Source organism: Arthrobacter sp. NPDC057013 (genome assembly GCF_042674585.1).
Lineage (GTDB): Bacteria > Actinomycetota > Actinomycetes > Actinomycetales > Micrococcaceae > Arthrobacter.
Genome location: NZ_JBHUSE010000005.1, coordinates 116,064 through 136,647 on the forward strand (window position 1 = coordinate 116,064; position 20,584 = coordinate 136,647).

A 20,584-nucleotide genomic window follows, 5' to 3' on the forward strand; every position below is an offset into this window, starting at 1 on the left:
AACCACCCATCCAGGTAACCGCCCGCCGCCTAGGCACTAGGGCACGGGCTCCGCGACCAAGCCCGCGGTAGAGCCGGTGCCTGCCAGGGATCTTTAGGGCAGACTGGTGGCGTGAGCGGAATCCCGTGGGTACTGCACGTCGATCTCGACCAGTTCATCGCGGCGGTCGAGGTGCTTCGGCGGCCGGAGCTTGCTGGCAGGCCGATCATTGTCGGCGGCCGGGGCGACCCCACGGAACGGGCTGTGGTGTCCACGGCGTCCTACGAAGCCCGGGCATTCGGCGTCGGTTCCGGCATGCCCCTGCGAATCGCGGCCCGGAAAGTGCCGGACGCAGTGATCCTGCCCGTCGACCATGAGGCTTACCTCGCGGCGTCTGAAAGCGTGATGGCTACCCTGCGGGAACAGCCCGGCGCCACAGTGCAGGTGCTGGGCTGGGACGAAGCCTTCGTAGGCACTGAAACAGAGAATCCTGAGGCCTACGCACGGCAGGTGCAGGCCGCTGTCCTGGAGCGAACGCAGCTGCATTGCAGCGTGGGCATCGGCGACACCCTGGTCCGCGCCAAGGTCGCCACCGGTTTCGGCAAGCCGGCCGGCGTGTTCCGGCTCACTTCAGCGAACTGGCTCGACGTTATGGGCACCCGGCCCACCAAAGAACTGTGGGGCGTCGGAACGAAGGTGTCCGGCCGGTTGGCCAAACTCGGCATCAGTACAGTGGCTGAACTCGCTGCGACCGACCCCCAGGACCTGGTCCCGGAGTTCGGCCCCAAGATGGGCCCTTGGTACGCATCGCTCGGACGAGGGGACGGCCCGAGCGTTGTGGACGACACCCCGTGGGTTGCCCGCGGGCACAGCCGGGAGACCACCTTCCAGCGGGACCTGACCGAGCCTGCCCAGGTGGACGACGCCATGAGGGAGCTGACAGCGCGCGTTCTTGAGGACGTTGTGGCCGAAGGACGGCCCGTGATTGGGCTGACCCTCAAGGTTCGGTATGCGCCGTTCTTCACCACAACCCACGCGAAGAAGATCCCCGAGACATTCGACCGAAGCGAAATCCTCGCGAGGGTCTTGGACCTCGTAGCCACAATCGAAGCCGGCCGCCCGATCCGGCTCCTGGGCCTGCGGGCCGAAATGGCCATGCCCGACGATGCCCGAAAGGGGCATACGCCAACACGCGGCGGTTGGTGACGCCCTCGTTAGGGGAGTCCGAATGCCTGATGGTGGTGGACAGCACCCTTGCGCGTCGGGTTAGGTTTTGAAAAAAGGAGATTTGAATGAGCGAGAAACTGCGTTGGGGCATTCTGGGCACTGCCCGCATCGTCCGCAAGACAATTCCGGCGTTGCAGGAAACCAAAAACGGCGAGGTCGCAGGCATCGCTTCCCGCACCGAGGAAAAGGCCAAGGAATACGCGGACAGGTACGGCATCCCACAGGCGTTTGGCTCTTATGAGGCGCTGCTGGCATCCCCGGACATCGACGCCGTCTACGTTCCGCTGCCGAACGCACTGCATCTCGAGTGGATTCTGAAATCCCTGGACGCAGGCAAACACGTCCTCTGTGAAAAACCTCTGGCGATGACCGTGGCCGAATGCGAGGTGATTGCGCGCAAGGCCGATGAGACTGGCCTCAAAGTCCTTGAGGGTTTCATGTACCGTTTCCACCCGCGGTTCGAGAAGCTGCAGGAGCTGCTCGCGGCTAATGTGCTGGGGAAACTGACCTTCATCCATGTCGCCCACTCCTTCGACGCCGGCGGGGACGACAACATCCGCTGGTACACCGGGCTGGGCGGCGGCGCGCTGTTCGACACCGGCGGCTACTGCGTCAACATCAGCCGGATGGTCACGGCACAGGAGCCGGCGCATGTCGCGGCCTTTGGCAACTACCGTGACGCCAACGACAGCGGTCAAGTCGACACCAGTATTGCGGGCATGCTGCGCTTTCCCGGCGGCGCCACCGCACTGTTCGATACCGGGGTGAACCTCGAGCGACGCAACTTTTTGGAAGTCACGGGCACTGAGGGCCGCTTGTACCTGGACAATCCGTTTGGGCTCCTGGAGGAGGACTCGGTCCTGGAGGAGCACCACTTCGGGCAGGACACGATCTATCACAAGGTCAGGGGCGAAAACCACTTCGTTCGGATGGGCGAACACTTTGCGGACAGTGTCCTCAACGGTACGCCTCTGCGCTACGACCTCGCGGATGCGGCCAACAACACGAAGGTGCTGGAGGATCTCGACGGCGAGGCACGGGCACACGAGCGCCTGCCGGGGGAGTGAAACGACATCGAATCGAACCGGAAAAGTCGGGTGCGGGCCGAGGCTGATCAGCAGACTTAATGCTGAAAGGGAAAACCGTGATCGCAGTCCTCAACCGGCTCGTCGAAGTCATCGAGGCCCATCTATCGCAGAGCAACCGGCGTTCGGCTCGTCGGCCACTCTGCCCGCGTGCCGCTCATCCACCATGGCGTCAATCCGCACATCCAAACACAATCGCCTCGATCCCCGAGGCCGAACGCCTGCGCCTTAAAGACTTGAGCAATACCGAGCCGGCGGGCCTGCTCCAGGTGAGTGCCGACGTCGACCCCGACTATCCGACATCGTCTCGGGACCTTTGCGCGGAAGGATGGCATCGGCGAGGATGAACGCAGACCTGCTGGTGTGAAGAAGGAGTCGACGCGATGACCAAGTATCTGATCTCGTTTCCGAGTGCCGCCATGGTCCTCCCTGAAGGAGACCTGCAGGCCGTTTCGGATGCGACGCACGCTGTTGTTCAGGAGGCGAAGGACGCCGGTGTCTGGGTGTTCGGCGGCGGCATCGACGAGAGCATCCCGCCCGTGATGGTCGACGGCGGTGGGACAGTCAGCGGCGGCACGTATCCACAGACCGCGCACCTCGAAGGTGGTTACTCGGTGCTGGAGCTTCCTTCCTACGATGCGGCTGTGGAGTGGGCCGCAAAGATCGCGGCAGCCTGCCGTTGCGCACAGGAGCTGCGCGCTTTCGCATACGATCCCGCGAGCTAGGTCATGGCGGGATCAAATTATGGGCTAGCCGGGCTCGTCGCGCCCGCGACAGACATCACAGGAAGCATCCGCTCCCCGCCGCGGCAACCCGCGGAAGCTTGACCCCGGTATACCCGCCAACGCCGGCCGCTGCAGGCCTCTTCGACCCGCTTGGCGGGGGGCATGCCAAGCCTTTTCTTAGTCCTTCTTCAATTCCTCGGCAAGCATCACGAGGATCCCGCTGGGACCGCGGACGTATGTGAGCTTGTAGATGTCCTTATAAGTCGCCACGCCGCGAAGCGGATGGCAGCCGTGTTTGGCGGCTATCTCCAACGCTTTGTCGATGTCGTCGACTGAGAACGCGACGCGGTGCATGCCAATCTCATTGGGAAGAGTGGGCTCCGTTTCGATCGCTTCCGGGTGAATGTACTCGAAGAGCTCCAGACGGCCTTGCCCGTCTGGAGTCTGCAGCATGGCAATGTTGGCGTGATTGCCGTCAAGGCCGACGGCAGTGTCGGTCCATTCGCCACTAACGGTGTCCCGGCCGACAACCGTGAGACCCAGATCGGTGAAGAAAGCGATGGTTGCTTCGAGATCACGAACCGCGATGCCGACGTTCTCCAGTCTGATGGTCATGGGTTGCACGCTACCGAGGTGGTCGGTCCAGGTCCAGCGGCGGCAGGTATTCGGCTACTCACAGCCCGGGCTATCAGGACGCCACGCTGCTTCCTTGACACCTCATTGTTGCAAGCGAATAGTTCGTTTATGCATTCGAAGGGATGGCGACAGGTAAGGAATGTTCTCAAGCCTTTTTTGGTGGGCATCCTTGGATTGCTCTGTTGCCTGTCGGGTTGCGCAAGTCCGGACAGATTTGCAGGCTCTGGGGGAGGATCGCCCCAGGAAACGCTCGAAATGAACAAGCCTGTCCGCATCTACACGGATCCTGTCTACACGGGACAGGCCAGCGGCGAGCTGAATGAAATTGGTAACAAGATTTACCACTACGTTGCCGCCCATCCGGACACTTTCTCCGGGGCCTACTTCTCCTCGGATTCCTCCAAGATTTACGTCGGCGTTGCAGAGCCCGGCGACGAGGCCACCTCAGTTTTCGAGAGGCTGGCAGACAGGCTTGATCCCGGGCGGAAACGGGTTGTCACAACGGACGCTCACTGGTCTTGGTCCGAGCTCGACGCGGTGAAGAAGATTTTGGTGGTGGAGTATCTCAAAGAGTCCAAAGGAGGTATTTGATTCCGTCGGGTTAGACACATCCCGGGACACCGTGGTCATATCCGTCCTGGTCCAACGCGGGGACCCAGGGTTGGCAGACAATCCGACAGTTATTGAAATCGCTGGACGCTACGGGGACGTGGTCATGTTCCGGGTGTCACCGGGCCCGGTTTCGTTGAACGCAAAGTAGGACAGGCCGCAGATGAGCCGAATGGAGCTCGATCCCGCTAAAGGCGGCATGCCTGGCCGCGCGCGTTTCTTGTGCCCTGAGCCGAACGACCGCCGGAGACTGAGATCGCTGGCTAGTCGACTCCTCCTAGGCATGGCTCTCTGAGCAACGCCAACGCCTTAAGCTTCCATCCACAGTATGTTTGGCGGGGCGATGAGTCGTATCCTGGTCGCATGTCCATCCTTGCGGAGGTCATCGGGGCCGTAGTTCAGGCCGTCCTGGAGGCTGCAGGCGATCTTCTCTTCCACCGTCGCTCGGAAGATCATCAGGACGAAGGCCCCGGGGAATAGCCCGCCAGCATAGTAGTCTCTTTTTGCTGGGAAGGACGGAAGGCCGGAGGGCGGCTCGGTGAATCGCCATCGAGCTGGTCACGGTCACGATTTTAGGAACGCTCTCTGGGATCGCTCCGCATTGAGAACCGCAAGGGAAGGGCAACCCCGCCGTCTGGTTATTCCCATCAGGAAACTCTAGGGTGGCGGCATGACGCCTAGATGGCTTGGAATCGCCTTACTATCTGTGGGTGCCGTGAACGCCCTCATCGGGACCATCTTGGTCCTTCAGTCCACATTGAACAACATCTGGGCGTACTTAGTCGTGCTCGGTGGCGTCTTCCTAATGTTCTGCGGCTACTTCATCGGAAAGCGCAAAAGCTGGAACTAACGCCTCTGGCGAACCCCCTGTGGGGACAGTCCGGCACCGCCTGTCCTTGCTGTAAATCCGGTGATACGACGTGTTAAGGGACGGGTAAAAGCGCCGATTCCACGGCGACAATTTTCTCGCCATAACGCCGGTCCATCTTTTTCTGGATGCTCCCGTCGTCGTAAATGACCTTCAAAAAGACGTAGCCGTTTTCGGCAAGCGCAGAAAGCATTGTCGGCTCGGCGGAGTTCAACAGTTCAGTTTGGATCTTCCTCAGCTGGACCGCTGTGCCACCACCTCGATGCGCTGCATCCCGGCGTGGGTCACTTGGCCCGCGGAGGACATATTCATTGCGGCCGAGCGGCCGTGGAGGTGTTTGCCCGAGTGTGAACGTTTTACCGTCCCACGTTCCCTGCAGCAGGTAATCCCCATGCGTGACCGTCCCTACGGTCGTCGATCCGGTGACCGAGTCCCAGTTCCAGCCGTCGATGACTGGACCCCTACACATGGGAGGATCAGACGCCGCTATGTAGCCCAAGCAGAATTCGGGCCCTACGGGTCGCCGTTGAAGCACTGTTCCCTGGCCCATAAGTTCCATTCCCGCGATGGGGGACTTCGACGCCTCGACCGAGACGGTGGTACCGTCGCCTGGTTGAACAGTTGGGGCGCAGCCCGCAAGCACAACGGCGAGGCCGCCAATTAACGCGCTTCCGGCAATTCCGCGCCTCCTCATGCCTAAAGTATCGCTCTTGCGTTCCTGAGGAACCACGGACAGATTACGGGTCGAAGGCCCACAAACCCCACCCGGTTCGGGCCGATGCTTCAGCCTCGTGAACTGACGGCTCCTCGGCTCTTGCGGGGAACCTCAGTCGGGCCAGTTTTTCTTGGTCTACTCCAAATGCGGTAGCTGGAAGTCGGATGGCTGAGCCACGGGACAGCCAGCGGGGGACGAGGGACTCGTGATCGGCGGAGGGCATGAAGTCCTCAGCGGCCATCATGCAGTCTTGATCTAAGCTCTTCCGCACGGGAGGCGATGGCCTGACGCTGTTCTCGGGTGAATCTTCTGGCTTGTAGGTCGAGGACTGCCCGGCTGCCCAGCTCTCCCACATTCAGCAGCCCACCCACCCGGCCGATTGCTTCGTCCATGTCCTCTGAATCCTCAATCATCTGGAAGACCTCGTCACGCCGATCCATCGCCTGCAGCAGGGCATCCATGATCATCAGCTCCTGTCGTATCTGCCGCTCATCCGCGTCCATGCGGCGATTCTTGCACACGCACTCGTTGGGGCATGGCGTCCCGTTGAAGAACCGCGACACCAACACTGAACGGGAGGTAAGAGCCCAGGCGCCCGGAGACGTAGACAGTAGCTACCTCTCCAGATAGCTTCAGGTCATGGGCATGCTTTCGCGGCCAGTGACGAAGCTGGCGGTAACGGCGGTCAGCACCGTCATGGCGCTGGCGGTGGCAGGTTGCACTGCAGGGCAGTCGGCACCGTCCACATCGGAAAGTGCGTCCCTGCCGGGAAATATCCCGGCTAACCTCTGGAACGCGGGAAGTCCAGATCCTCTCCGGCCAGTGGGTATAGCCGGGCTCAAGCCAACGGAACCGCTGGTCGCCACCTCCTACGATGCAGGCACCGACACTATCGGGGACTGGCGGCTGATGGACATGAATGACGACCGGACGAAACTGGTGATCCAGTACTCCCAAGGCGGACCGTGCGCGACCGCCAAGGGCATCCTCACAGCCGAAACTTCCACCGCGGTCGCCCTTGTTCCCCTCTACCAGAACGGACCTGCAACACCTTGCGCCGCAGTCCTGTCCACCCCCGTCAGCACTGTGACCCTGGATGAGCCACTGGGCGACCGCGAGCTGCTACACCTCGCTGATCACGGAACAATGCAAAGTCCGACACCGGCACCTACCCGGTGAACCCGTGGGCCAGCACCGCAATAATTGGTTCTCTCTGCCGCTGGGCGGAGAGAACCTCCGCTAGATAAGTGAGGGGACAAATCGTTCTATAGCGGTTCGCTAGAACTAACACCGTGCGGCACACTTCCTGGATGCTGCGGATTTTTTAAGGGGACAAGCGTTGGCCGAATCGGACAAATCGCTCATGATTTGAGCAGACGACGAGGCTAGCCGATTATGACGGTCCCACTGTTGCACTTGCGGAAGGAGCATCATGGGCGGAATTGAAAACTTGGCTGCCGACTCCGACGACCCGTGGGCAAAAGCCACCAGACGGTCTCAGGGGCTGGTGGATAAAGGCCTCGGCCAAGCCGTCACGGCATACTACGCGCGCTACCTCCCACTTGGATTGTTCCTTCTGGTTGTCGCCGTCGCTTTAGTCGCATTCTTCACCTCCAGAGGAACTGAAGGGGACTGGCCTCTGTACCTGATAATTGGCTGTGGCCTCGCCGTGGTTGCTGTATTGACCGGAGGCCTAATCTACAACTCAAAGCACGTGGTCCCAGCGGCCGAATACGGCAATGTCGATGTGCTGCTTTCCCTGGAATCTGAAGAGCGAAAACAGATCAGGCAACAGATTGCGGGAAAAATCCCTGCTGAGCGGGAACATCTTGCGGTGGCCCGGGGTGCGGCGGCGCAGATGCGCAAGGGGTTAGCCACGCAGCTTCTGTTCGCTCCGATATATCCGCTTGTCTTCCTTCCTCAAGCGCTTCGACTCGCTATGCGAGGTGATGACTTGTTCGCTTGGTTCATGTTCATCGCTGTCGGTCTACTGACAATCGGGATTGCATTCATCGTCCGGGACTTCCGACGTGCCGGCCGCTTTCTCACCCGTACGACAGGGCAACCATTACCAACGAAGACAGAAGAACATCGCGCCTGAGGAACCCTTATCGGGTCAACTGCTGACCAGTCATGTGATCGTCGACGTACGGGCCGGGCCGGACTGCGGAGGCAAAACCGGGCCTTCAATCTTCATGAGAGCTTGTTGAACCCGAAGTTGTACAAGTCAGAACAACGCGGTTCCGCTTCTCTCATTTCAGTGACGAGGGCACCAAACCTCTGCTTCGTCATCGGATATTCGGCAGGCAGGCCATCCCGGATTGTCTGCGCCTTTGCCACAATCTGCTCGAGCAGCCCCTCTACGTTGATGTTGGGCCAGAAGGACAGCCCGCCCACAAACTCCTCCTGGATCATGTACATGTCGTCCAAGAGCTGTTCGCTGCCGATCTCATCGGATAGGTAGCCGTCGGGCGTTTCCATGTCGAAGGGAGTTCCCGTGTACATGGAATCCAAAGTCACTGCTAGTCGTCGCAGCTCCCCAATGCACTTCCTGCGGGCAACAAGCCGCCGGATGGCCACTGGCAAAATCATGAAGTCTCTTTCGCTTGCCGGAAGTGATGGATGCCGAGACGCCAACACCCGGCTCGGTTTCCGGCAGTCTACGCTGACACCAGGAAGCTACCGGTAAAGCCTCATGAGCCCAACGTCTAGTGGGGCTTTCTTCTCAGCAGGGCGGGAAGGCCGCGGAGTAGTAGCGGAGACATCTATCGCTCGCGGTTGTATGCTCCGAGCATGTCGGATCTAAGCGAGCCAGAGGCTGCCCCCCGGAAAAAGCGTCAGTTCCCGACTATTGGCGGTGTGTATGCCGGGATCCTCGTTTTAGTCATGGGGATCATTGCGCATTTTTCTAACCCTCAGCCATTCTGGGCTGCCGTCAACGCAGTGGTGATTGTTCTGAGCGTCGCATTCACGTTAGCTAACCTAGTTGGGCTGTTTGTGCTGAGAAAACGCCAGCAAAGCTAGCCCCGGCGTTCATTCACCCATCTGACTGAGGAACCCTTCACGGCACATGTGGTTAGGTCTAGTCCATTTCGGCTTCGGCAAGCGGCGGGGATGACGGGTGTCTACCCGAATTGCGGGAGGAGGCTTACAGTCAGAGCAATGGAATTGGGGGACATGTGATGGAGAAATTGACCAGCCCGGATAAGAAAAATTCAGGATCAACGCTTCAACCGGGATCGGCCGTTCCTGTCGTCGTCGCTTTGGCTGGTTCGGTGCTCGTTATTCTCCTAACTGGGTACCTGACGATGCAGCTACAGGCTGCCTATGCCAATGCTGTTCTGGGCTTCAACTTCAGGGTTGTAGGGGTCTCGGGAGAATGGTTGCCGTATGTTTGGCGGCTAGGTTTCGTCCTGCTCGCTGTCGCCGCAGTCCTCATCTACCGCCTCACAATTCGCGGTACTGCTGCGCGCCTCGCGACTCTCACAACCCTGGCGGTCTTTGCCACCGTCGCCAGCCCGATCGGGTCGGGGCTTCCCTTGGACGAGGATCAGTATCCGCTCATGCTGTACATCGGCATAGAGGGTGCAAAGTCGTCGCTTACACTCGCACTTATCGGGGCAATTGTCGTCGAGCTAATCATCGTGTCCCGGAAGGGACGAAAGTGACTGCGTCTTTCGGTCAACAGTGACTTTCGGCTCGGCGGAATCTAGAGCACCGCTCGGTTTCCGCGCAGGATTCGTTTCCGCAGGTACTGGTTGGATTGCGGGAGCCACATGGTTATCGTGCCGATCATGAAGAGTACGTACGCCCACACCGATTCCAACGCTGGAGTCGTGAGGACGGCCGCTGTGAAGCAGATGGCTGCCGCAGTGAGGGCGACCCTGGCTATGCGGAGCCGGTAAAGCATCAGGATTGGGACGCCCATGACGAGCGCCGTATAGATGGCGAGGACGGCCAGCGTGCCGGATCCGAACCAGCCTGAGTCTCGAATCTCCGCCGGAGCGAAAAGGGACGGGACGAGCGTGCCGAGGCCTGACCAGGCGCCGGGAATAAGCCAGCACAACGCACTGATAGCCAGCGAGACAGGCACGTAGCGAGTGCCTATCCGTATCTGCTTTATTGCACCGCCATTCCAGCGCTTCCCCATGGCTTCATTCAACCACCCAATCTCCAGAGGAATCCGATCCGGGTTTGAGAATCCCTCTGCGCGAACCTTGTACGGCACAGTTAGGTAGGTCTAGTCCAACCTTCCCCTTGAGAACGCTCATCCGACAGCTGCGACAGAGTTCGAGCCACCGCAACTCAGTGCCGCGTTCTAACGCGCCAACGCCTCACCCAGCCGAGGCAGCGTTGAAGTATGCCGGGGCCAATTCCGGGAAAGTGCGCATACATTAAGGCTTTTGCCTTATCCCCGTCGAACCAGACGATCTTGAAGGAATCGAGCATTTCCTCCATCTCGGACTCGTCTCCGGCAAAGAATGAGTAGTCAGTGTCCTGGATTTCCACCATGCATTCCGGTCCGGCAAACTCGAGGAGATACCACGCCGGCGTAGCTGAAGGCTGGGAGTAGTAAAGAACGAAACATCCAGCATGCGATCCCGCATGGCACAGTCCAATGGACGCCCGATCCTTGCCTCCGGGGCCGACGGACAAGTAGGGACGTGACGAATCACGTGAACCGGAAATCATATTTTGATTATGAGGCCGTGCCCTTCGGTGTCGAATCCGAGCCCTTCACGGCACATGCTGTTGGGTCTAGTCCATTTACAGCTGCGGAGCCACTTTCGGGCTTGTCTTGACCGCTTGTGCGTCACCTTCAACTTTTGCTCTGAGTAGGAGGGCCTTGTCCTCTCCAGCGTTTTGGGCGCTCCCTGAGCACGACTTTCCATAGGACCGCCAACATGAGCGCTGTCGCGATAACAGCAATACCGAGGACAACCAATATCCAGGGCTCGGGTGTGGGGAACAGTACGGAAAGGGAAACCGCCATCAGGGAGACGACCATGAGTAAAATGACGACGCGGACTTCGCTCTTACTCATTCCGCAGTCTAAACATGCTGTTGCTCCAGATGTATAGGCCCGGCTGGCATCAGGGTAGATTGCCCACGTCGGGAACCCTGAACGGCACATTCAAGCGTTGTGTAACGAGTAGAGATTCACTCAAGCCATGTCTGTCTCGTTACAGTTCCAACTGGAGGGACTCAGTAGTGCACGTTTTCGACTGCGCGTAGCTTCATGGCATTGGGGAAATATGTATCGCTGGCGCTGGCTGGGCTCTTGGTTGTTGTACTTGGATCGGGGTGCGGCACTGGTCCAGGCAGCGGCGCCGAGACGTGCGTGGATTGGGTCCGGTTGGAATCCCCTCAAGACCAATACGACCAAGCCGGCATGGTCCTGATCGGTAGGTCTGTCGGCGAGGACAGTGAAACCAGCCTTTACGGTTACAGGGCCACGATCCACCGGATAGAAGTCGAACGTGTACTTAAGGGCAACCCTGGTGCCGGAAGGCTTCGCGTCTCCTCCACACCCCAGACGTGTACTGGGGGCGAGTCCTACCCGGACGGCGACCCACTCGCTACCGATCAGCGAATCATCATTTTCGCCACCCTGCAGGGCACTGAGTGGTTCACCCTTACACCCGTTCAAGGAGTCCTGCCCTTTCAGCAGGGGAAAGAACTTCCCTTTCAAGCATCCGTTACTCCACCTGCAGCACCGCCGGCTAAGACGAGCCCATCTATCCATGCCATTATTCCACGTTCGAATCGACTCCCAACGGACAGCTCGCAGGCTACGGCACCTTCAGGAGACGCCGACGGAAATCGTTATCGGGGTCACCGGCCCATCGTCCGGTAGCCCATGCACCGCGCAGAAAGTGACCCTCGTCGGTTACGTTCAGCTCAACGGCCCGGTCGACGGACGTCGAATAGTGGGAAACACGGCGTAGGAGGAGGGGCCGTTATGCTCACCCCAAGTCTCCTTGGCGAACCCTTTACGTGACAGTCCATACCGCAAGCAGCGCGAATGCTATATCGGCTACCTATATGGCCTCAGTGCTGATCGCACCAGGATGAGGCCCGCCCCGTATTTGCTGTCCAGCTCTCGCTGAATATCGCCGTTATCGTAGGCAACCAATATGACGAGGTAACCATTCTGGATCCCGGATATAAGGATGGGCTGGCCACCGGCAGATTCGAGATCGTGTTGAATCTGCATGAGCCGTGTCTTGTTCCCCGTTCCCGGCTTCCCCGTGACGGGCCGTGCGGCGTCAGGGATACCTGTCTCCGTGGGCGAGACTTGGGCACGCTCGCGGGTTCTGACGAATTCGCCCCTGTCCCAGGTTCCCGTGACGGTGTAGCTCCCCCAAGTAACGCCGGCTACCCTTTCGTATCCAGTCACAGCAGACCAGTCCCAGTTCCTGAGTACAGGTCCGCCGCACGATTGTGGCGGATAGGAAGAAGTCATGGCCCCCAGACAGAACACCGGCGGGTTGTCGCCTTTCTGCAAAACCGTCCCACTGCCCGTCAGCTCTCCCCGCAGGGACGGTTGTACAGCAGTCTTGGTCGGCTTGGTAGCAGGCGGGTCTGAGGAAGCGCATCCGCTCAATAACGCGGCCACTGCCGCAACAACACAGGTCACACGCCTATTCATAGGGATATGGTCTCCTGCTGTTCCAGTTAGGAGAATGACTCGGGCGATACTGACGCGCGGTCGTGACCTGTCATCGGCACTGGCTGCTAAAACTTTACAAGCACCTAATGAGCATCTGACGTGAATGCAGGAACCCTTCACGGGACGGTCTTGGGGGTTTTCCCTGTTTGGGCGTGGTTTTGTTCTTTCTGCCGGTGTTTGTGACGAGGATGGACCATGAAGTTAGACACAGTCCTTGACCGATCTGATAGTTCCAGTCTGCTAAGCGAGATCGTGGCTTTGAGAACGCATACTTCCGTGCGGGCGAAAGGTGTCAGTCAGTTCCGCGGGAGCCATTATCAGTTTGTTGCGGAGTTGGACGCGGAGGCAGAGGAATGGCACATGGTTACCGACCAAGGGCAGAGGTGGTCGGCGGTTGACGGCATGCTCTCGGTGGAATCTGACCCTCCGAATGCAGTTGCATTCCCTCGCGGCATGCCGACCGAGGTCAAAATGCTTCACCCCGAGGCGTTTCTAATGTGGGGTCGTGGCGGCGAGAGCTTCTACCCGATGCTCATCCAAGAGATTGGCCGGCAGTCATTACTGATTACCTTCGAGCATGTAGAAGACCCGGCTTTCCGCGCCACTGCCGTGATCAATGGCAAAACAGGCATCGTCGAGAAGATGGCCATGCTAAGTGACGTCACTATTCTGACGGAGGTGGAGTTCGGAACGCCGCTTGATCCTGGCCGCCAGCTCGAGTTCCTGCCAATTACGACGGATTGGATTCCACCCAATTACTGATTGACAGTGTTGTCAGCTTGCTCGTCAGAGGCAAATCGGGGTCAGGCCGAGGGAAGCGACTAGCCGTGATGTTATTGCGCGGGTTGGCCTGCATGGGTTGTTGTTGATGGAACCCGCCACGGGACAGTTAGCTAGGTCTAGTCCATTTGCCCTTCGGAAGCCGTCTTCACCTCACCCGACTCTGAAAGACTCTGAACATGACCCGTGACATCAAGGCCATGCTCGATCGCGTCGTGGACGAGGTCTTCGATGATGACTTCGTCATTGTGAATCTCAGCTCCGACGATCCAGCCCGCTCATCCAGTGTCCAGGTGAGCAGCCCTTCCTATGAGTCTCGTCAAGCAGTCATTCGAGTCGACCCGGTGTGGGTGGAGGGCTTTATTCCTGAACTGAATGTTCAGACGGCCCTACTAGTAGACGACTATGGTGATGAGGACGACGACGAGTTGGAGGCCGATAGGGAGGCTGAACTGATGAAGCTTTGTCGTGTCATGCGTGCATACCTGCAGGGAGGTGGGCAGGTCACGATGCGGCGTCGTATGTTCGGCCGCGGTAGCACCTTCGTTCTCAAGATTGAGGTGGACGGCTTCGAATGGCGCTTGGGTCAAAACTACTGGGCTGGTCCCAAGCCGGTATAACTGACGCGTCGGCTCACGGACATGAGAGTGCTTTCGTGGTCCGTTGAGCGATTGCCGAACCGCTACCGGAATGGTTTTGATGGACTAGCCGGAACGTCGACTCCGTCCACTCCAGTTCGTTCCCAACGAACGTCAGCGAGCTGATCAGTTTCTCCACAAATCTAGTTTCCCAGCTCTGAAGCCAGCGCTGGCTCTGACAATGTCCCCGCTGTGGGAACGTTGAAGGGGGCAGAAATTGGATGGCCCGATCAGTAGAGTGACTGCATGGATGAAACGCCGCGATTCCGTTCACCGCGATGGTGGCCCTGGGCCCTCGCCATCCTGCTTGTGATCATCGTGAACATCGCGTTTGTGGGGTACAAAAGCGGCGAGTGCGTTGGCCCCACAATCGATGGCGCGTGTACTAGCGGCCCCGCGCTCAGCGCGGATGGCACGTGGATTTTGGTGGTGGTGGTGAGTGTGGCCGCCGTCATCTACTTGGCGCGGCGCCTTATGCAGGCAGTTAGAGCCCGGAGGGCCTAAGCCTCGCACTGGCGGGGCTTTCCCATTTAACCGGCGTGGCGGGGGTTTCCCTGCCAGCTGACAGCGGGCACTGGCGATACCGTGGAAACCATGACAGCCCCTTCCACGGTGAAGCCCACAAATCGCCAGTGAAATAGCCCCAGGCCCACACCAAAGCCGAAGGATGCCAGCTATAACCGTAAGCCGGTGATCGCCCGGCCCTTCGTTGCTTCGGGGAACCGCTAGCGGAATGATCAGTAGGACTAGTCCAATCGGAGCGAATCACCCGAGCGCTAAGGCCCGCATGCCACCAGGGACCGGCACTTTTGCCACGGACCTCTACATGCTGGAACGCCCCTTGTGGACTGCCGGCAGCAGAACTCGCCTGGGAATTTTAGGGATCGGTTTGATTTCGGAATTGTGCGATTTGCTCGTCTCGCTTCACCTTCCGATTAATAAAGATTGTTGAGGCGCCTGCAATTGCTCCGCCCGCTACAAGGAAGAGAACGCCAAGCCATCCGAGGACCTGGTAGGCGATCCAACACATAAGTACGAACCAAACCACCCATATCGCGCGCTTCGTCGTCTTGCTCATGCCTCATCCTATTGACGCCCGCGTCCCCCCGACAGGCCACCGATCCTCGCTGCCCGATGCTTCACAGATCGTTCTCTTCGAGGAAGCCGAACGGTAACGGAGCGGTTCCGGCCGTATTAGCCCAATCGAGGTCGGTTTTCAGGCTCTACCGCGCGACAGTGAGGCGGCCGGCCAAGATCAGCCGACCACGGTCCAGGATCTCGGTAATAACGCGCTGCTCCTGGTCCTCGAAATACGGGCTGTAGTGCTCACCCGGGGGAGTGATGCTGGGGAGGTTATTGCCGTAGAAAAGTTTGTCGTAGCACTTGTCCGCCTCTGGTCCTCGGTCATCAAGTGATGCATTCACGCTGCGTGCAATGTCGCCGAGGAGATTCCACGCATTCAGCAGCTGCGCGCAGATGTCATCCGATGCCGGCAGCCGGAGCAGTTCCTCGATCCCGTCAAGGTTTTGAGGTTCCTCGTTGCCTGCTTCCAGGGTGAGGTTGTGTTGCCGGGCCAACTCGGCAAATTCCTCTTGCGTGCGGGCCCATACGATCTGGCCCTTAGAGACGAGAACACCGTCCTTATCGCCTTCACCGCCGGCCTCGTCGTCCGTTTGCCACACGAGGCCAAGCTCTTGACCTTGAAATTGGATCCAGTGCGGGTACGACATCCTCATCCGCGCATCTTATCTTTCGGATTCGCTTCTCTGACGGTCGGCTTACCAGGAGCCGAACCCCTCAGGGCACAAGTTGTAAGGTCTAGTCCAAGTTTCCCCCTCGGGACCATCAGTGGCGCAATCACGATGTGCTTGCCCAGTTTCATATCGGTGTGTGCCTTTCTGCTGTTAGTCACTAGGGTGAGACCCAAATGGCCAATGCGGCACTCAGAGATTCGGAGCGGGAAATGACGGTAACTCTGACCCCTGCCAACTCCATCTTTCCCGCCGACTGGCTAACTCGTGAATTTTCCGGGCCGCCGCTTTTGGTAAACACATTCGTACCGGAGACTTTTCCAGCAGTCATTCGTGTTCTGAATCCCTTCGTCGGCGCCGGCGGAAGGAAACTCAGCTGGTCGGCCGTTGCGCAGGAACTGGGCATCCCCTTGGACGGATCCGCCAATGGGGAAAACCTATGCATGGAGTACGAGGCCAGCACGGGCGAGAAGGTCAACATTAATTTCGGCACCCTCGACCCTGAAACCGCGTCTGCCCTGGCAGACGTCCTCAGCCAGCACACGGCCACGCCGGACCAATGCTACTTCGCCGTCTGGATAGGCTACTCCGGCATCAGGGGCCATCTGACCAAGGCGCCGGTGGTGCTCCTTCCCCCCGAGCGGCAGATGTACCTCCTTGAGGGACCCGTACGAGCTGCGGCCGAGGCGATCGATGAGCACCAATCCAGACGAAGCATCCGGTGGTGGCCAGCAGATAAAGCCTGGTGCGTGGGAAACGACCTCTACGCTGATTCGGTTTACGTGGCCGGTTCCAAAGAAGCCACCCAGGCACTGGGGGACGATCCACGTTTGGAGACCTACGTTGTTCACGGCTCCGATGTTCATCCGGGAATCTACGCCTCTGACAGATAGCAACCTGCGATGTTTATGGGGAACGTCTATCGGGGAGTGGGACCGTCGCTATGCCAGTTCTCCTAGGCATCGTTCTCTAAGCAGAGCCAGGCTTGCGGGACTTGCAGCCAACTCAACGACGCCTTTGTCGGTGTTCAGCGCGACAATTCTTCCCTTTGGTAATACTGCCCAAGGCGCCTTTATGGGTTCACCAAAGGGGGTTGGAGCCGAATACACTTCAACAGAGCCGGCCAGAGGGCCAGTCACGCCGGTTTTGGCTTGAAATAGGAGTCTGCCGGGTTCTGCCTTTGCATATCCCTGAGCCCCTCTCCCTTTGAGAACTGATCCCTTCTCGCGATGAGCGCATTCGAAGATACCGCGTTCGGCGTCCAATGCTATGCGCCGCTTTTTGGCCGCAAGTAGAGGCATTGTGAGGATTATCGTTAGGGCCAGGCTGGCGGCGATCGTGACGGTAAGGCCCAGCCAGAATCCGAAATCCTTCATCCAGGAGTTCATTCCCGCGGCTACCACGACTACCGGGGGAAGGATAGCCAAAAAATTTGGGTCCAGAATCTTCTCGATCCGGCCGCGTGGTGTTGGTTCCAGTTCTGGCTCGTTCATTGTCCTGTGCCTGGCCTTCCAAATTTATGACGTCACCCTACACGCCTTTCTGAATCGACCACACCTATTCTCTCAAGCGCCGGTCGGTTCCACACCTTCGGCGTAGCGCCGAAGAAAAGCTGCAATCCTCCCGTAAGGGCAATCCCGTATAGAGCCTTCGTATCGTCCCGTAAGCCGGTCACCTAACGGACACACCGCCCCTTGATCTGCGGTATTAGGTCTTGGCGGATGCGACTGTCCCGCATCACTGGTCCGGTGATATGTCCGGTGACGGGCGCCTATATGGCGCACTGCTACCCCTATGGCGGACACTCCTGTTCATGGGCGAAATAAGGGTTGGCTACGCAAGGGTTTCCACCGACGAACAGGACCTCACCGTCCAGCGGGATGCCTTGGCTGGCATGGGCGTCGAACCTGATCGTATTTATGTCGATCATGGCCTCACTGGCAGCAACACGAACCGCCCAGGCCTGCGTGAAGCCTTGGCCGCGTGCCGGAGCGGCGACACCTTCATGGTGACGAAACTCGACCGGCTGGCCCGGTCCGTCCGGGACGCGCATCAGATCGCCGACGACCTCGCCGCGCGCGGAGTGAAGCTGAGCATCGGTGGTTCGTTGCATGACCCTGCGGACCCGATAGGTAAGCTGCTCTTCAACGTCCTAGCGATGGTTGCCGAGTTCGAGGGCGATCTCATCCGGGCACGCACGCGCGAAGGCATGAAGATCGCCAAAGCCAGGGGGCGGCTGCGTGGGAAAAGGCCCAAACTGCCGGCGAAACAGGATGCCCTCCTGGTCCAGCTGCATGACGCCGGCGAACACACCATGTATGAACTGGCCGAACTGTTCTCCGTCGGCCTCCACCGTCTATCGTGCCCTCGAACGGGTACGCCAGAAGGCCGAAAAGACGGCCGGCCCCTGACACCGGGAGCCGGTTCACCCCGGCGTCGCGCACGCCCCAACGGGTCTCAGCGTGCCCGCACAAGCCCCAGGCAGGCCGCTGCCGCCGCGACTGAAACCACCGTGACGATGCCGAACGGGAGTGCGTTGTCCGCCCCGCCAATCCCCACAAGCGGTGCGGCCACGCCGCCGAAGGCGAACCGGGCCAGTCCGAGCAACGACGACGCTGTCCCGGCGATGTCCGGGTAGCCCTTCAGCGCCAGCGACGTCGCGGACGGACTCGCCGTCGCCACTCCGCCCACCATCGTGAAGAGGGACAGGATGACCGCAATCAAAGGCAGGTGCTGGAGCGCGGTGATGAGCAGGCCAACGGAGCCGGCGGTGGCCATGGCCAGGCCGATCGCCAGCATGGCCTTCTCCGACCACCGTTCGGCCAGCCGGCCGCCGAGGAAGCCAAAGATCATGAAGCCCAGCGAATTCAGGCCGAAGGCAAACGAGTAACCCTGCGGCGACAGCCCGTAAATGCCCTGCAGGACGAACGTGGCGCCGCTGAGGTACGCGAAGATCGCCGAGTACGTAAAGCCCGTGATCAGCACGGCGCCGACGAACACGCGGTCCGCAAGCAGGCGCCTGAAGTCGTGCAGCGTATGGGCAAAACCACCGGTTGCCCGCCGCTGCGCCGGGAGGGTCTCCTGGAAGATCACCAGGCAGGCCACCAGAATGGCCACGCCGACGCCGGCGAGGAACAGGAAGACGCCGCGCCAATCGGTGACGGTGGCCAGCTGGCCACCGATGACCGGACCCACGATCGCCGCCAGTCCGCCCAGCACCGTCAGGCGGCCGTAGTACCGCAGGAGCTTGGCGCCCTCGTACACGTCCCTTCCGGCGGCCTGCGCAATCACGATGCCCACGGCGCCGGCCAGGCCCTGGGCGAACCGGGCGGCGATTAGGGCCTCGACCGTCGGGCTAACGGCGCAGAGAACAGATGTGACCGTGTAGGCGGCGACGCCGATCAGCAGCGGGAGCCTGCGGCCAAAGCGGTCCGACAGCGGGCCCGCGATGACCTGGCCGATCGCTAGTCCAAGCAGGCAGGCCGTGATGGTCAGCTGCGCGGTCGAGGTGGAACTCCGCAGCTCCGCCGTCAGGGCCGGCAGCACGGGCAGGTACAGGTCCATGGAAATCGGACCGAAGATGGTCAGCACGCCAAGGACAATGGCCAACGGCCGTCCGACTGCCTGTTCGCGCGTGGTCACCGGAGCGTCGGTCACAGTCACGCTGCCTCCGTTCAAGGGGTAAAGGGCTGCCGCGAGTTCGACGGCGGGTGATTGGGGGTGCGGTTCCACCTAACCAGCGTTTACAACGCGGTGGGAGACCCTGCTGGTACCCCTTACGGCAGAGCCTCCCTTCTGCCGCGGTGCCCCCAGCAAGCCCCCGTCCCTCAGAACGCGTAGCGGATGCGGCAGTACGGCGCGATGCTCTCGATGAGCGCAGCCAGTTGCCGCACGTAACCCGCCTTGGTTCTTGACCGGTAGCGGACGTTGGTGAAGCCGTTGGACGAGACCTTGGATTCCTGAAGGTCGGGCCGCCACAGCACAGTCTCGGCCTGCGGATGCCACCCCAGGTTCACCTCGTGGAGCCGCTCGTTATGGGTCAGGAAGATGATTTCCGCCGCGAGCTGAGCCTTGGCAGCGGCCGTGAGGGTGGCATCAAGTTGGCGCAACAGCCGCTCCCAATCGCTGAGCCAGGTGTCCGTAATGATGACGGGGGAGAAGTTCACGTGCACTTCGTAGCCGGCCTCCACAAAGTCGTTAATGGCAGCCATGCGCTCGGCAACCGGCGAAGTCCGAACGTCAATCGATTTCGCCAGGTCCGCGGGCATCAGGGAAAAGCGAATCCTGGTATGACCGCCGTGGTCCCAGCCGAGCATTGCCGGGTTCACGAATTTGGTGGCAAAGGACAGCTTGGCGGTGGGCAAGTCGCGGAAAAGCAGGACGAGATTCTCCACATTGTCACTGATCAGTGCATCCACGGAACAGTCGCTGTTTTCACCGATGTCGTAGACCCAGAGTTCAGGGTCGCATTGGTTGGGCTCCAGCTTCATGCCTTGGCGTGTGACGTGGCGTGCCAGCGCCGATGAAATCTGTTCGATGTTCGCGAAAACGGTGACCGGATTGCTGTACCCCTTGTGCCGGGGCACATAGCAGTACGCGCAGGCCATTGCGCAGCCATTCGCGGTAGAGGGCGCAATGAAATCCGCGGACCGGCCGTTCGGCTTGACGGTCAGCGATTTCTTGACGCCAAGGACCAGCGCTTCGGTCTTGATCCGGGACCAGCGCGGCACGTTCGTTTCATCACCATGCAACTCCGGGATGTTCCAGTGGTTGTCGACAAGCACAACGTCGGCGTCCGGCCAGCGTTCGATGATCTCCTTGCCCCTGGAAAGCTCCAGCGCCTCAGGTTGCGCGTAGATGCGCCGGATCTGCAGCAACCGGTTGAATTCCATGGATCC

Annotated in this window: 20 protein-coding genes and 2 pseudogenes; 13 read left to right on the top strand and 9 right to left on the bottom strand. The window is 59.9% G+C overall.

Annotated elements, in window-relative coordinates; genetic code table 11:
• Positions 1-111: 111 nt before the first annotated feature.
• The 4 genes and pseudogenes from ACFTSA_RS09240 to ACFTSA_RS09255 all read left to right on the top strand — a co-directional run bounded on the left by ACFTSA_RS09240 (position 112) and on the right by ACFTSA_RS09255 (position 3,016).
• Positions 112-1,185, top strand: coding sequence for a DNA polymerase IV (locus tag ACFTSA_RS09240; RefSeq protein ID WP_377950979.1), 1,074 nt, complete (start codon positions 112-114; stop codon positions 1,183-1,185).
• An 86-nt stretch (positions 1,186-1,271) separates the two neighbouring features.
• The gene (locus tag ACFTSA_RS09245) at positions 1,272-2,273 is read left to right on the top strand and encodes a Gfo/Idh/MocA family protein (RefSeq protein ID WP_377950980.1); all 1,002 of its coding nucleotides are present in this window, start codon (positions 1,272-1,274) and stop codon (positions 2,271-2,273) included.
• 144 nt (positions 2,274-2,417) lie between these two features.
• Positions 2,418-2,587 (top strand): annotated as a pseudogene (locus ACFTSA_RS09250) (AraC family transcriptional regulator); the annotation flags it as partial.
• An 87-nt stretch (positions 2,588-2,674) separates the two neighbouring features.
• Positions 2,675-3,016 (top strand): YciI family protein, encoded by a 342-nt coding sequence (locus ACFTSA_RS09255; protein WP_377950981.1) that lies wholly within the window; start codon positions 2,675-2,677, stop codon positions 3,014-3,016.
• Positions 3,017-3,193: 177 nt separating this feature from the next.
• Here ACFTSA_RS09255 and ACFTSA_RS09260 read toward each other — a convergent pair whose 3' ends face one another.
• Positions 3,194-3,631 (bottom strand): VOC family protein, encoded by a 438-nt coding sequence (locus tag ACFTSA_RS09260; RefSeq protein ID WP_377950982.1) that lies wholly within the window; start codon positions 3,629-3,631, stop codon positions 3,194-3,196.
• A 276-nt stretch (positions 3,632-3,907) separates the two neighbouring features.
• On the opposite strand from ACFTSA_RS09260, the gene ACFTSA_RS09265 reads away from it, so the two are divergent.
• Positions 3,908-4,243 (top strand): hypothetical protein, encoded by a 336-nt coding sequence (locus ACFTSA_RS09265; protein WP_377950983.1) that lies wholly within the window; start codon positions 3,908-3,910, stop codon positions 4,241-4,243.
• A 941-nt stretch (positions 4,244-5,184) separates the two neighbouring features.
• Here the strand turns inward: ACFTSA_RS09265 and ACFTSA_RS09270 are convergent.
• Both ACFTSA_RS09270 and ACFTSA_RS09275 read right to left on the bottom strand, forming a co-directional pair.
• A complete protein-coding gene (locus ACFTSA_RS09270) occupies positions 5,185-5,859 on the bottom strand; it encodes a hypothetical protein (protein WP_377950984.1) in 675 nt (224 codons plus the stop codon).
• Between the two features lie 215 nt (positions 5,860-6,074).
• The gene (locus ACFTSA_RS09275) at positions 6,075-6,347 is read right to left on the bottom strand and encodes a DNA gyrase subunit A (RefSeq protein WP_377950985.1); all 273 of its coding nucleotides are present in this window, start codon (positions 6,345-6,347) and stop codon (positions 6,075-6,077) included.
• 319 nt (positions 6,348-6,666) lie between these two features.
• Here ACFTSA_RS09275 and ACFTSA_RS09280 point away from each other — a divergent pair, with 319 nt between their 5' ends.
• Together ACFTSA_RS09280 and ACFTSA_RS09285 are read left to right on the top strand one after the other, a co-directional pair.
• Positions 6,667-7,023 (top strand): hypothetical protein, encoded by a 357-nt coding sequence (locus ACFTSA_RS09280; protein ID WP_377950986.1) that lies wholly within the window; start codon positions 6,667-6,669, stop codon positions 7,021-7,023.
• 253 nt (positions 7,024-7,276) lie between these two features.
• Positions 7,277-7,945: a hypothetical protein gene (locus ACFTSA_RS09285; protein ID WP_377950987.1), complete on the top strand. Its 669-nt coding sequence runs from the start codon at positions 7,277-7,279 to the stop codon at positions 7,943-7,945.
• A 92-nt stretch (positions 7,946-8,037) separates the two neighbouring features.
• Here the strand turns inward: ACFTSA_RS09285 and ACFTSA_RS09290 are convergent, their stop codons facing one another.
• Positions 8,038-8,436 (bottom strand): hypothetical protein, encoded by a 399-nt coding sequence (locus tag ACFTSA_RS09290; RefSeq protein WP_377950988.1) that lies wholly within the window; start codon positions 8,434-8,436, stop codon positions 8,038-8,040.
• 201 nt (positions 8,437-8,637) lie between these two features.
• On the opposite strand from ACFTSA_RS09290, the gene ACFTSA_RS09295 reads away from it, so the two are divergent.
• Complete coding sequence (locus ACFTSA_RS09295) at positions 8,638-8,868, top strand: hypothetical protein (RefSeq protein WP_377950989.1); 231 nt, start codon at positions 8,638-8,640, stop codon at positions 8,866-8,868.
• A 158-nt stretch (positions 8,869-9,026) separates the two neighbouring features.
• A complete protein-coding gene (locus ACFTSA_RS09300) occupies positions 9,027-9,512 on the top strand; it encodes a hypothetical protein (RefSeq protein WP_377923062.1) in 486 nt (161 codons plus the stop codon).
• Positions 9,513-9,553: 41 nt separating this feature from the next.
• Here the strand turns inward: ACFTSA_RS09300 and ACFTSA_RS09305 are convergent, their stop codons facing one another.
• Positions 9,554-9,937, bottom strand: coding sequence for a hypothetical protein (locus ACFTSA_RS09305; protein ID WP_377950990.1), 384 nt, complete (start codon positions 9,935-9,937; stop codon positions 9,554-9,556).
• A gap of 2,940 nt (positions 9,938-12,877) precedes the next feature.
• On the opposite strand from ACFTSA_RS09305, the gene ACFTSA_RS09310 reads away from it, so the two are divergent.
• Entirely contained in the window at positions 12,878-13,279 is a 402-nt protein-coding gene (locus ACFTSA_RS09310) for a hypothetical protein (protein ID WP_377950991.1), read from the top strand.
• A gap of 197 nt (positions 13,280-13,476) precedes the next feature.
• Entirely contained in the window at positions 13,477-13,917 is a 441-nt protein-coding gene (locus ACFTSA_RS09315) for a hypothetical protein (RefSeq protein ID WP_377950992.1), read from the top strand.
• A 1,241-nt stretch (positions 13,918-15,158) separates the two neighbouring features.
• Here ACFTSA_RS09315 and ACFTSA_RS09320 read toward each other — a convergent pair.
• Positions 15,159-15,671, bottom strand: coding sequence for a hypothetical protein (locus ACFTSA_RS09320; protein WP_377950993.1), 513 nt, complete (start codon positions 15,669-15,671; stop codon positions 15,159-15,161).
• A gap of 227 nt (positions 15,672-15,898) precedes the next feature.
• Between ACFTSA_RS09320 and ACFTSA_RS09325 the strand changes: the two genes are divergently transcribed.
• Positions 15,899-16,579: a hypothetical protein gene (locus ACFTSA_RS09325; protein WP_377950994.1), complete on the top strand. Its 681-nt coding sequence runs from the start codon at positions 15,899-15,901 to the stop codon at positions 16,577-16,579.
• Positions 16,580-16,627: 48 nt separating this feature from the next.
• On the opposite strand, the gene ACFTSA_RS09330 is transcribed toward ACFTSA_RS09325, so the two are convergent.
• A complete protein-coding gene (locus tag ACFTSA_RS09330; protein WP_377950995.1) occupies positions 16,628-17,179 on the bottom strand; it encodes a hypothetical protein in 552 nt (183 codons plus the stop codon).
• A gap of 320 nt (positions 17,180-17,499) precedes the next feature.
• Here ACFTSA_RS09330 and ACFTSA_RS09335 point away from each other — a divergent pair.
• Positions 17,500-18,097: pseudogene (locus tag ACFTSA_RS09335) on the top strand (recombinase family protein).
• Between the two features lie 46 nt (positions 18,098-18,143).
• On the opposite strand, the gene ACFTSA_RS09340 reads toward ACFTSA_RS09335, so the two are convergent.
• Positions 18,144-19,343, bottom strand: a complete 1,200-nt coding sequence (locus ACFTSA_RS09340) for a multidrug effflux MFS transporter (protein ID WP_377951132.1) — start codon at positions 19,341-19,343, stop codon at positions 18,144-18,146.
• 170 nt (positions 19,344-19,513) lie between these two features.
• Positions 19,514-20,578: a spore photoproduct lyase family protein gene (locus ACFTSA_RS09345; protein ID WP_377950996.1), complete on the bottom strand. Its 1,065-nt coding sequence runs from the start codon at positions 20,576-20,578 to the stop codon at positions 19,514-19,516.
• Positions 20,579-20,584 lie beyond the last annotated feature (6 nt).

Coding starts and splice junctions, on each gene's coding strand:
- ACFTSA_RS09245 (WP_377950980.1), top strand. CDS start 1,272: ATGAGCGAGAAACTGCGTTGGGGCATTCTGGGCACTGCCCGCATCGTC.
- ACFTSA_RS09255 (WP_377950981.1), top strand. CDS start 2,675: ATGACCAAGTATCTGATCTCGTTTCCGAGTGCCGCCATGGTCCTCCCT.
- ACFTSA_RS09260 (WP_377950982.1), bottom strand. CDS start 3,631: ATGACCATCAGACTGGAGAACGTCGGCATCGCGGTTCGTGATCTCGAA.
- ACFTSA_RS09265 (WP_377950983.1), top strand. CDS start 3,908: ATGAACAAGCCTGTCCGCATCTACACGGATCCTGTCTACACGGGACAG.
- ACFTSA_RS09275 (WP_377950985.1), bottom strand. CDS start 6,347: ATGGACGCGGATGAGCGGCAGATACGACAGGAGCTGATGATCATGGAT.
- ACFTSA_RS09285 (WP_377950987.1), top strand. CDS start 7,277: ATGGGCGGAATTGAAAACTTGGCTGCCGACTCCGACGACCCGTGGGCA.
- ACFTSA_RS09290 (WP_377950988.1), bottom strand. CDS start 8,436: ATGATTTTGCCAGTGGCCATCCGGCGGCTTGTTGCCCGCAGGAAGTGC.
- ACFTSA_RS09295 (WP_377950989.1), top strand. CDS start 8,638: ATGTCGGATCTAAGCGAGCCAGAGGCTGCCCCCCGGAAAAAGCGTCAG.
- ACFTSA_RS09300 (WP_377923062.1), top strand. CDS start 9,027: ATGGAGAAATTGACCAGCCCGGATAAGAAAAATTCAGGATCAACGCTT.
- ACFTSA_RS09310 (WP_377950991.1), top strand. CDS start 12,878: ATGGTTACCGACCAAGGGCAGAGGTGGTCGGCGGTTGACGGCATGCTC.
- ACFTSA_RS09315 (WP_377950992.1), top strand. CDS start 13,477: ATGACCCGTGACATCAAGGCCATGCTCGATCGCGTCGTGGACGAGGTC.
- ACFTSA_RS09320 (WP_377950993.1), bottom strand. CDS start 15,671: ATGAGGATGTCGTACCCGCACTGGATCCAATTTCAAGGTCAAGAGCTT.
- ACFTSA_RS09325 (WP_377950994.1), top strand. CDS start 15,899: ATGACGGTAACTCTGACCCCTGCCAACTCCATCTTTCCCGCCGACTGG.
- ACFTSA_RS09330 (WP_377950995.1), bottom strand. CDS start 17,179: ATGAACGAGCCAGAACTGGAACCAACACCACGCGGCCGGATCGAGAAG.
- ACFTSA_RS09345 (WP_377950996.1), bottom strand. CDS start 20,578: ATGGAATTCAACCGGTTGCTGCAGATCCGGCGCATCTACGCGCAACCT.